Annotated in this window: 8 protein-coding genes and 2 tRNA genes; 6 read left to right on the plus strand and 4 right to left on the minus strand. The window is 68.3% G+C overall.

Annotated features, from left to right (window positions below; genetic code table 11):
* Positions 1–272 precede the first annotated feature (272 nt).
* A complete protein-coding gene (locus VGX25_RS25535) occupies positions 273–3383 on the minus strand; it encodes a hypothetical protein (RefSeq protein WP_326920442.1) in 3111 nt (1036 codons plus the stop codon).
* Between the two features lie 349 nt (positions 3384–3732).
* Here VGX25_RS25535 and VGX25_RS25540 point away from each other — a divergent pair, with 349 nt between their 5' ends.
* Positions 3733–3942: a hypothetical protein gene (locus tag VGX25_RS25540; RefSeq protein WP_326920443.1), complete on the plus strand. Its 210-nt coding sequence runs from the start codon at positions 3733–3735 to the stop codon at positions 3940–3942.
* A 72-nt stretch (positions 3943–4014) separates the two neighbouring features.
* Here VGX25_RS25540 and VGX25_RS25545 read toward each other — a convergent pair.
* Positions 4015–4087 (minus strand) — tRNA-Lys (locus VGX25_RS25545).
* Between the two features lie 173 nt (positions 4088–4260).
* On the opposite strand from VGX25_RS25545, the gene VGX25_RS25550 reads away from it, so the two are divergent.
* Positions 4261–5481: a L,D-transpeptidase gene (locus VGX25_RS25550; protein WP_414635963.1), complete on the plus strand. Its 1221-nt coding sequence runs from the start codon at positions 4261–4263 to the stop codon at positions 5479–5481.
* 80 nt (positions 5482–5561) lie between these two features.
* Positions 5562–5637, plus strand: a tRNA-His gene (locus tag VGX25_RS25555).
* Here the strand turns inward: VGX25_RS25555 and orn are convergent.
* Positions 5630–6241, minus strand: a complete 612-nt coding sequence (gene orn, locus VGX25_RS25560; protein ID WP_326920445.1) for an oligoribonuclease — start codon at positions 6239–6241, stop codon at positions 5630–5632. The two genes, VGX25_RS25555 and orn, sit on opposite strands and share 8 nt — an antisense overlap.
* 70 nt (positions 6242–6311) lie before the next feature.
* Here orn and VGX25_RS25565 point away from each other — a divergent pair, with 70 nt between their 5' ends.
* Together VGX25_RS25565 and VGX25_RS25570 are read left to right on the plus strand one after the other, a co-directional pair.
* A complete protein-coding gene (locus VGX25_RS25565; protein ID WP_326920449.1) occupies positions 6312–7835 on the plus strand; it encodes a helicase HerA-like domain-containing protein in 1524 nt (507 codons plus the stop codon).
* 47 nt (positions 7836–7882) lie between these two features.
* On the plus strand, positions 7883–9358 hold the full coding sequence (locus VGX25_RS25570; RefSeq protein WP_326920446.1) for a glutamate--cysteine ligase: 1476 nt from the start codon (positions 7883–7885) through the stop codon (positions 9356–9358).
* Here VGX25_RS25570 and VGX25_RS25575 read toward each other — a convergent pair.
* Complete coding sequence (locus VGX25_RS25575) at positions 9355–9558, minus strand: hypothetical protein (protein WP_326920447.1); 204 nt, start codon at positions 9556–9558, stop codon at positions 9355–9357. The two genes, VGX25_RS25570 and VGX25_RS25575, sit on opposite strands and share 4 nt — an antisense overlap.
* A 138-nt stretch (positions 9559–9696) precedes the next feature.
* Between VGX25_RS25575 and VGX25_RS25580 the strand changes: the two genes are divergently transcribed.
* On the plus strand, positions 9697–10935 hold the full coding sequence (locus VGX25_RS25580) for an FAD/NAD(P)-binding oxidoreductase (RefSeq protein ID WP_326920448.1): 1239 nt from the start codon (positions 9697–9699) through the stop codon (positions 10933–10935).
* Positions 10936–10960: the final 25 nt, after the last annotated feature.

The following is a 10960-nucleotide window of genomic DNA, read 5'->3' on the forward strand; positions in this document are numbered from 1 at the left end:
GACCTGGGCGATCGGCTTGTTCGTCTCGCGGACGATCCGGACCGCTCCCTCACGGAACTCCCGGTCGAACCGCCGTCGCTTCTCCGGCATGGCGCATCATCCTCATAGTCCATGCCTCCACGGTCTGGGGGGAACCTCAAAGAGTGTTTGCGCTGGTGAGTGGGTTGTGGATGCGCCGAAGCTCTGAAGGTGTGTAGGCACACGACTGTGGGCGTGTCGCTGGACATGGCCTGCTGTTGACCGAACCCCTCGTGCCGAGTGTGCGGTGGGAATCATGGCGGGGGGATTGCTGATCTGACGCTGTGTCGGGGGTCTTGGGTGAGGATTTCGAGCACGGTTCTCACCGCTGTTGGTGTGGGGTTGTTGTCTCGGACGACGGCCTGTGCAAGTGTTCGCCGGACTCGGAAGTCGTGGTCGGTGGCGAGCCGGGGGAGGAGTTCTGGGTATCGTTCGGGCTCGTTCATGCTCAGTAGCGCGCTTACCTGTTGGACGATCGAGTGCTGGTGTCCGGCGAGAAGGTTGGCGTCGATCATTCGGGTGATGTCGGCGGGGAGTCCGGCGAGGACTGAGGCGCCGATGTGGATGTCGTGCTGGTCGCTGCTTCGGAGCAGGTTCATGGCTTGGTCGCGTACCCATTCCTGCTCGTCTGCTGTGGTGGCTGACTTGTGCGCCAGCCGCAGTCCCGGCCCTCGCAGGGATGCGGATCCCATGGTGATCTTGAATGCGCTCAGGGGGTGCGGCTCGCCGGTGAGTTCATCTAAATGACTGCCGTCGTGGTCTCCGGTCACGAAGCCGCGGGCAAGGGCGAACGTCTCGGCCTTGACCGCCGGCTCTTGCTCGAGCACCAGATTGCTGGCGGCCGTTAGCGCGTCCTGCCGGTTCGATGCAGCCTCACGAGGGTCAGTAGCGATGGACATCAGCTTGTCCAGGCATGCTCTTGTCTGCTCGGCGGAAAGAGTGCGGGTGAGATAGGCGTCGCTCACCAGTGAGGTGCCGAAGCTGACCTGTGTCGGGTTGGGATCGGGACGTTGCAGGATGCGTGACCGGGCCTGTTCGGCGTGCTGGCTAACGAGCGGATATTTCGGGTCTAGATCGCTCAACACGACGTCAGCCAGATAGCGGCCCTGTTCAGCCAGCTCGATCACCCGATCCCGCAACCGAGTGCGATCGGCTTCGGGCAAGGCCGCCGACTTGGGCGGCAACTCGTCGGCGCGGCCTGAGAGAACGGCGAGTACTTCGTCACGAACGAGAATCTTCTGCGCGTGTTGGACGTCGTAGTGGGCCAGGTCGAGAAGTCGGGTAAGAGCGATGACCGCGAGTCCGGGGTGGGCCAAGGCGATCTGTGCGCACGCTTCGGCGTGCTGTTTGTCGGTGGCGGTAGCGATTCGGCTCTCGGGCGACGTCAGCGGCAAGCAGCTCGAGAACTGCGGCCGCTCGATCAGCCGTGCCCGCGCGGCCAGCTCGCACGCACTCTGCGCGGCATGCAGCGTCAGGGCATCTGTCGGTGAGTCGATCAGTTCTCCGGCTCGTCCACGCGCTGCGAGATCGGTCAACTGCTCGAGCAACGTGGCGGCTGTCTGGTCGTCGAGCAGGTCGGCTTGCGCTGAGGCTTGGGCGGCTCGTGCACACAGCACCCACCACGGCTCGTCGGACAGCGCGCCAACCGGCAGCACGACGTCACCCACTTCGCCGGCCAGCTCGGTCACCTTCTTGACCCGGCCGGCACGCTGGTAGAACACGGCGGCCAGACCAGGCTCTCGGTTGTTTCGGTAGAGGTCTCCCAAGAATTCGACAGCCTCCATCTCGCTCGCCCAGCTGCCGGTCACGACACTGTCGATGAGCCAACGTCGGGCCCACAACACGGCCTCGATCGGCCGCCCGCTGACGAATGCGGCCCTGGCTGCCTCACTTGGCTTGCGTACCCGTTCCAGCAGACGACCGGAGGCGGTCGCCCGCAGCGCCTGCGCGAGCCGGTGTTCGTCATCAAGATCTGTGGTCCACGGTCCGTACTGGACGTTCAGCGACCGAATCGCATACAGCCAGTTCGCGGCGTCAGCGCTGAACCCGGCGTGGATGCCGTCGTGAACCGCATCCCGCCACGCCTCGAGCGCTTCCTCGGCGCGGCCCTCCAGGCAGCACCGGCGCGCTTCCCGCGCGCTGATCAACGCTGCGTGGGCTCCCGCCACAGCATGACGTGTTGCGGCTTTCAACAGCGCCTGGCGCTCACGCTGATCGTATTCGGCGCGCACCAGTCGCAGCCGTACCACCAGGTCCGCATTGTCGGTATCCTGCCCGGCCGCGCCGTCGATGGCCTGGCGCACGAGCGCATCCAGTTCCGGCAGACGCTCCGGCTCGGTCGCCAACACATCCTCAGCCAGCAGCAAAACCAACAACGGCTGGTAAGCAGGCTCCACCTCACTGCCCGACGTCAAGGCTTTCCACACTCGGTCCGGGGAACCGAGGGGACGCAGCGTGTCGTCCACCGCCGCCTGCAGCAGCTCAATGTGGCGCCTGCGGGCGGGTACTGCTGGAGACAGCGGCTCGGCCGCTTGGTCGAGCTCCTGCATCCGGCAGGCGAGTACGCGAGCCTCGTGGCGGTCGCCGTGGTGCAACGCGGCCGCGGCGAATTCCCCGGCGAGGGCGATCGCGTCGTCGACCAATCGCGCTTCCTGCAGCGCGTCGAGCTGACGTCGACGCAGCACGAGGGAATGACCACGGAACCCAGCGTCAAACAGACGCTCGGCCAGGCTCCCGTAGAGCTGGGCGGCGTCGCCGGGATTCTCGGCACGCTTGCTCTGAGCCTCCCGCAGCAGGGGTGTGACGTCCGGGGTATTGAGTGGACCCAACAGAATGCGTTCGGCTTGTTCCTGCCGATCCGGGGGCGGCGCCGGCACCCCGGGCAACGGGGCTCCGGTGCAAAAGACCTCGGCCGTCTCTCGCGTCCAGAACCGGGTAACGACATCAGCCATATAGCGGAGATAGTAGTTGATCTGCTCGCTGCCCCACAGATCAAGCTCGAGGTCGGGATGCGCATCTTGCAGCGTGGCCAATTCGTCGGCGAACTGGGTGCCTTCTGTCGCGGCGGACGTGGCGACGATGAATCGATACGCCGCGAACGGGCGCCTACCCTTCGTGAAGGTCGTGATGGCATTACGGAGATCGGCAGCAATGAACGACTGGTAGTCCTTGCACTGGATGACCGTGTACCGGCCGTCGGGCTCTCGACCGGCCAGGTCGATGCCGTGCTGTGCTTGTCCCCGAACGCCGTAGCGCCGCACCTTGATACCCCGCAGGCCCAGCACGCGCCGCGATACTGCCAACATCAACTTCTCAAACCTGTCCCAACCGATACTGAGGTCGAGGTCTTCTCCCGCCGGACGCATCGCCGGGACGCCAGGCCCCACCGGCGAGGCCAAACCCGGGTCCTCGGCGACGGCAACCCAGACCGGCTCGTCAGCGCCCTCCGACTGCTCCGGATGACTTGTCCATTGGTCGTCTTGCACCACAGATAGAAGTCGGTCCTATACCGCCGACGGCCACTGGGCCATGTGCCATCCGTGTCGGTTTGCAACGCCAGCAGCCACGCCTGCCACGACAGCTAACGCAGCCCTCCGGTCAAGGATCACGGGCACATCCAGCACTCTCTCGTACCGGAGGCATCGAGAACCCCGCACACACGCCGCTGACCGGGCGGCTGCATTGCTGGTGCCTCCGGTGCACCTAGTCTTGGCGATGTTGGTCGAGCTGTGGTCGCCGCACGGCAGCACTGGCATGGTGCAGGCCGCCATCTCGGCGGCTCTGTCGTCCGGCCTCACCTGGCGCGATATGGCACACCTGGCGGCACGTGATTGTCCTGACAACTGGCTGTTGTTGATCTTGTTAGGCGGCCCGCTTCCCGCCCGGGAGCACCCACGGAGCACCCATCAGGCCAAAGTGGACTAACAGATGATCACTGAAGATTATTAGAACGGCAAAACCGCAGGTCATCGACGGTGATGACCTGCGGTTTATGAGTGCGCCGCCAGGGACTCGAACCCCGAACCCGCTGGTTAAGAGCCAGCTGCTCTGCCAGTTGAGCTAGCGGCGCGGTGCAGGGGGGATGAGGCCCCTGCGGACGGCGGAACCGTAGCACACGGGTGGGGGTGGCTCGAAATTGGATGGGTCGGGGCCGCTTCGGAGTGTTCCGCGGAATAGGGTCCGGGGATCGGGCACACTACTGGGCGAAACGGACTACCGGTGCGGGCAGATCGGACGGGTGGCATGACTGTGGGGAGCGGTGCGGTGACGGGGCGCGCCGTGTGGGCGGTGGTCGGGTTGGTGCTGGTGGGACTGGCGGGGTGTACGAGCGCGCCGGCCGAGCAGGGGGCGGCGCCGCCGGGGTCGACGAGCCAGGGCCCGCCGGTGAGTAGCCCGGCGCCGGAGGTTACGCCGGTGGGATTGGCGATCGTGCCGGGGGACAAGGCCGTGGACGTGGCGCCGGGGGAGCCGGTGCGGGTGACGGCGACCGGCGGGCGGCTCACCGAGGTCGTGGTGACGAACCAGGACGGCAAACCGGTGGGTGGGCAGCTCGCGGCGGACGGGACCTCGTGGCAGTCGACGGAGCCGCTGGGGTACGGGAAGTCGTACACGGCGACGGCCACCGGGCAGGGCGCCGACGGGAAGACCGCGGCGGCGACGGCGAGCTTCAGCACGGTGACGCCGCGCCGGCAGACCAACCTCTCGATCAGCCCGCTGGACGGCCAGACGGTGGGGGTGGGGCTGCCGCTGGCGTTCTACTTCGACACCGCGATCGCCGACAAGGCGGCGGCCGAGCGGGCCATAAAGATCACCACGACGCCGGCGGTGGAGGGCGCGTTCTACTGGTTCGACGACCGGCAGGTGCAGTGGCGCCCGGAGGACTACTGGAAGCCGGGGACCAAGATCACGGTCAACGCCGCGGTGTACGGCAAGGATCTCGGGAACGGCGTGTACGGGCGGGAGGACCGGGCGGCCAACATCACCGTCGGCGACTCGGTGATCATCCACGCGGACGGCCAGACCCATCAGGCGACGGTGGCCATCAACGGCGTGGTGGCCAGGACGATCCCGATCTCGATGGGCAAGCGCGGGTACGAGACCCCGCAGGGCACCTTCGTGGTGATGAGCGAGCACACCAACTACATCATGGACTCAAGCACGTACGGCGTGCCGGTGGACTCGCCCCAGGGCTACCGCACCAAGGTCGCGGTGGCCACCCGCCTGTCCAACAGCGGGATCTTCTACCACTCCGCCCCCTGGTCGGTGCGCCAGCAGGGCAACTCCAACGTCAGCCACGGCTGCATCAACATGTCGACCGAGAACTCCCGCTGGCTCCAGGAGGTCTCCAACCGGGGCGACATCTTCATCGTCAGCAACAGCGGCGGGCAGCGGCTGGAGCCGACGGACGGCATCGGCGTCTGGCAGATCCCCTGGGCCGAGTGGCGCAAGGGCGGCAAGCGGTAGTCAAGCCGGAACCAGTTTCAGGCCCCGATCACAGCACGCTACGATGATGCGGCCGCGGACCTCCTGAGGGTGCGCGCATGGTGGGTGTAGCTCAGCTGGTAGAGCACCTGGTTGTGGTCCAGGATGTCGCGGGTTCGAGTCCCGTCACTCACCCCATGGAGTGCTCGCCGAGCACGATGTCGGCGATGGCCTTGGCTTCCTCGCTCGACGGGCCGGGGGCGGGCACGAAGGCGGTGCGCCGGTAGTAGACCAGCTCGCGGATGGATTCGCGGATGTCGGCCAGGGCGCGGTGGGTCAGGCCCTTGTCGGGCTGGGCGTAGTAGATGCGCGGGTACCAGCGGCGGCAGAGTTCCTTGATCGAGGAGACGTCGACCATGCGGTAGTGCAGGTGGCCGTCGAGGGCCGGCATGTCGCGGGCGATGAAGCCGCGGTCGGTGGCGATGGAGTTGCCGCACAGCGGGGCGGTGCGCGGCTCGGGCACGTGCGTGCGGACGTAGTCGAGCACCTGCTTCTCGGCCTCGGCGAGGGTGACGGTCGAGCGGCGCACGGCGTCGGTGAGCCCGGAGCGCGCGTGCATCTCGCGGACCACGTCGGGCATGGCGTCGAGCAGGGCGTCCTCGGCATGGATGACCACGTCGACCCCGTCACCGAGGACGTTGAGGTCGGCGTCGGTGACCAGGGCGGCGATCTCGATCAACGCGTCCTCGCCGAGGTCGAGACCGGTCATCTCGCAGTCGATCCACACCAGATTGTCGGGCACCGGACGAGCTTAACCGTCGCTCGGGCTGCGAACCGGCATGATCCGACTACGCTCCCGCAGTGTGACCGAGGTGAAATCGTCCAGCCCGCACCGGGAGATCGCGGCCGGCTACGCCACGTCCGGCCCGGCCGTCGAGCTGGGGACGGTGCTGGTCGGCGGCGAGGTCGACCCGGGCGCCGGGGTGCGCATCCCGCTGTCGATGATGAACCGGCACGGCCTTGTGGCCGGCGCGACGGGCACCGGCAAGACCAAGACCCTGCAGCTGATCGCCGAGCAGCTGTCCCTCGCCGGGGTGCCCGTGGTGCTGGCCGACATGAAGGGCGACCTGTCCGGGCTCGCCCAGCCGGGCCAGACCAACGACAAGATCACCCAGCGGGCCGCGGACACCGGCGACGACTGGCAGCCGACCGGCTTCCCGGTTCAGTTCCTGTCGCTGGGCACCAGCGGCCCGGCGGTCCCGGTGCGTGCGACGGTCAGTAGCTTCGGGCCGATCCTGCTGGCCAAGGTGCTCGGCCTCAACGACACGCAGGAGTCCACCCTCGGGCTGATCTTCCACTGGGCGGACTCGAAGGGCCTGCCGCTGCTGGACATCAAGGACCTCCGCGCCGTGATCACGCACCTGACCAGCGACGCCGGCAAGGCCGACCTGGCCGGGATCGGCGGGGTGTCCCCGCAGACCGCCGGGGTCATCCTCCGCGCGCTGTCCAATGTGGAGGCTCAGGGCGGCGACGAGTTCTTCGGCGAGCCCGAGCTGGACGTCGCCGACCTCATCCGCCAGGTCGACGGCCGGGGCGTGCTCAGCCTGATCGAGCTGAGCGACCTGCACGCCAAGCCGGCGCTGTTCTCCACCTTCCTGATGTGGCTGCTCGCCGAGCTGTTCGAGGAGCTGCCCGAGGAGGGCGACCTGGACGCGCCGAAGCTGGTGTTCTTCTTCGACGAGGCGCACCTGTTGTTCCACGACGCCTCGAAGGCGTTCCTCGACCGGATCGAGCAGACCGTCAAGCTGATCCGGTCCAAGGGCGTCGGGGTGTTCTTCTGCACGCAGCTGCCCACCGACGTCCCCAACGGGGTGCTGTCCCAGCTCGGCGCCCGGGTGCAGCACGCCCTGCGCGCGTTCACCCCGGACGATCAGCAGGCGCTGGCAAGGACCGTCAAGACCTACCCGACCACGGCGCACTACGAGCTGGCCGAGGCGCTCACCTCGCTGGGCATCGGCGAGGCGATCGTGACGGTGCTGTCCGACAAGGGCGCGCCGACCCCGGTGGCCTGGACCCGGCTGCGCGCGCCGCGCTCGCTGATGGACACCATCGGCGAGGACGCGATCCGGCAGGCCGCCCGCACTTCCGAGCTGAACGGCAGGTACGGCCAGACCGTGGACCGCGAGTCGGCCTACGAGCTGATGGCCAGCAAGATCGCCCCGCCGCCGCAGCAGCCTCGGCAGCAGCCGGAGCACGCCCCGGAGGCCAAGGAGGAGCCGCGCTTCGTCGAGAAGGTCATGGGCAACAGCGCGGTCCGGCAGTTCTTCCGGTCCGCGGCGAGCGCGCTGGCCAGGGAGCTGACCCGCGGCCTGTTCGGCAACCGCCGCCGGCGTTGATCACTTAGCTACTGGCGCTCCCGCCGGACAGCGGTCACGCTTGTGGTATGGGTAAGGACGTCGCTCAGACCGTGTTCACCCGGGCCGACCGGCAGCGGTTCCGACAGAAGATCCGCCGTTGCCTCGACGTGTTCGCCCAGATGTTGGCCGAGTCGCGGTTCCAGATCGGCCCGATGGCCGGGCTGGAGATCGAGCTGAACCTGGTCGACGACGCGGGCGACCCGACGATGCGCAACGCCGCCGTGCTCGAGGCGATCGCCGATCCCGCCTTCCAGACCGAGCTCGGCCAGTTCAACATCGAGATCAATTTACCGCCGCGCCGGCTCAGCGGGGACGGCCTTACCACCTTCGAGGAGGAGGTGCGGGCCAGCCTGAACGCGGCCGAGGCGCACGCCAACACCGTCGACGCGCACATCCTGATGATCGGCATCCTGCCCACCCTGATGCCCAAGCACATGAGCTGGGACACGCTGTCGGCCAACCCGCGGTACGCGCTGCTCAACGAGCAGATCTTCGCGGCCCGGGGAGAGGATCTGGAGATCAACATCGCCGGCGCGGAGCGGTTGGCCGTCACCGCCGACACGATCGCCCCGGAGAGCGCGTGCACCAGCGTCCAGTTCCACCTGCAGGTGGCGCCGGAGTCGTTCGACCGGTACTGGAACGCCAGCCAGGCGATCGCCGGCATCCAGGTCGCGCTCGGGGCCAACGCGCCGTTCCTGTTCGGCAAGCAGCTGTGGGCCGAGACCCGGATCGCGCTGTTCGAGCAGGCCACCGACACCCGGCCGGACGAGCTGAAGGCGCAGGGCGTGCGGCCCCGGGTGTGGTTCGGCGACCGGTGGATCACCTCGATCTTCGACCTTTTCGAGGAGAACGTGCGCTACTACTCGGCGCTGCTTCCGTTGTGCGACAAGGAGGATCCGGCCGAGGTGCTGGCCCGCGGGGACACCCCGGAGCTGGGCGAGCTGCGCCTGCACAACGGCACGATCTACCGGTGGAACCGGCCGATCTACGACGTGGTGCGCGGCCGGCCGCACCTGCGGGTGGAGAACCGGGTGCTGCCGGCCGGGCCGACCGTGGTGGACACGCTGGCCAACGGCGCGCTGTTCTACGGGCTGGTGCGGTCCCTCGTGGACCAGGACCGTCCCGTATGGACACAGATGAGCTTCTCGGCCGCCGAGGACAACTTCCACGCCGGGGCCAAGAACGGGATCGACGCCCGGGTGTACTGGCCTGGCATCGGGGAGGTGCCGGTCACCGAGCTGGTGCTGCGCAAGCTGCTGCCGAAGGCGCACGAGGGGTTGGAGGCATGGGGAGTGCCGGCGGAGGACCGGGACCGGCTGCTCGGGGTGATCGAGCAGCGGTGCATCACGGGGCGCAACGGGGCGAGCTGGCAGGTGGACACGGTGCGGCGGCTGGAGGAGACCACGGAGGTCAACCGGGAACAGGCGCTGCGGGAGATGACCAGGCGGTACGCCTCGCACATGCACAGCAACGAGCCGGTGCACACCTGGCCGGCGGTCTAGGAGTCGTCGTGGACGGAGGCGTCCACGACCGCGTCGCGTAAGGCCGCGCGGAGCCGACCGACGTCGAGCGGGGATAGGATCGCCGTCTCGCCGGGTGGGGCGACGAGCACGACATGACCACGTCTGGCGATCACCTGCAAATCCCGCCGCCGGCCGGCGATGTCGCGGCAGGTGACCCACCATTCCTTGTGGCCACTCACAGTGATCAACCTCCCGGTGTGCCGCGGCACGCTCTCCCCGTCCCTGTCTGCTCCACGAACGGGTGACTAGTGCCGGGGGTTACTGTGACGGCGAAACGATGACTTTTCGGATGCCCTTTGAGGCAAGGAGAGCGCACCATGGCCGAACCACATCGCATCGTCATCCTGGGGACCGGGCTGGCCGGCGCATCCGCCGCCGGTGAGCTGCGGGCCAAGGGATTCTCCGGTGAGGTTGTGCTGATCGGCAAGGACCGGTACCGGCCGTACGAGCTGCCGCCGCTGTCCAAGGGGATCCTGCTCGGCGACGCCGACGAGCCGGACTGGGTGCACGACGAGGACTTCTACGGCAAGCAGAACATCGACCTGCGGCTGTCGACCGTGGTCACCGAGCTGCGCCTCGGGGACCGGGTGGTGATCGACGAGGCCGGCACCCGGTACCCGTACGACCGGCTGCTGCTGGCCACCGGGTCGCGCCCGCGCACGCTGTCCCTACCCGGCGCGGAGCTCGACGGGGTGCGCACGCTGCGCACGCTCGACGACTCGAAGGCGCTGCTCGCCGCGCTGTCCGGGGGTGGCCGGGTGGTGATCATCGGGGCCGGCTGGATCGGCTGCGAGGTGGCCTCGGCCGCCCGCAAGCACGGCGCCGACGTGACCATCGTCGAGCGCCTTCCGTTGCCGCTGCACCAGGTTCTCGGTGACACGATCGCCGCGGTGTTCCGCGACCTGCACACCGAGCACGGCGTGCAGTGGCGGTTCGGCGCCGACGTCGCGGAGCTGACCGGATCGGACGGCCGGGTGACCGGGGTCCGGCTCGGCGACGGGAGCACGCTGCCCGCGGACGTGGTGGTGGTGGCCGTCGGCGCGGTGCCGCGGGTGGAGCTGGCGCACGCGGCCGGGCTGGAGCTGTCCGACTCGGTGCCCGGCGGGGGCGTCGACACCGACGCGACCCTGCGCACCTCGGCGCCCGACGTGTACGCCGCAGGGGACATCGCCGCGCAGTACCACCCGAAGTACGACCGGCGGGTGCGCGTCGAGCACTGGGCCAACGCCAAGGATCAGGGCACGCACGTGGCCGGCAACCTGCTCGGCGGGTCGGATCCGTACACCGCGATCCCGTACTTCTTCTCCGACCAGTACGACCTCGGCATGGAGGTGCGCGGCCTGGCCAACCCGTTCCGCGACGAGCTCGTGGTCCGCGGCAGCCTGGAGACCCGGGAGTTCATCGCGTTCTGGCTGCGCGAGCGCAGGGTGCGCGCGGCGATGAACGTCAACATGTGGGACGACGGCGACGCCCTGCAGGCGCTTGTGGACAACCAGACCGAGGTCGAGCCGCAGGTGCTCCAGACGGGAGAGCTCGGCAGCCTGGTGGGGTCGTGAGCCTTTCTGGGCTATAGCACCAGAA

This window comes from Actinophytocola sp., assembly GCF_035942955.1.
GTDB lineage: Bacteria > Actinomycetota > Actinomycetes > Mycobacteriales > Pseudonocardiaceae > DASYTH01.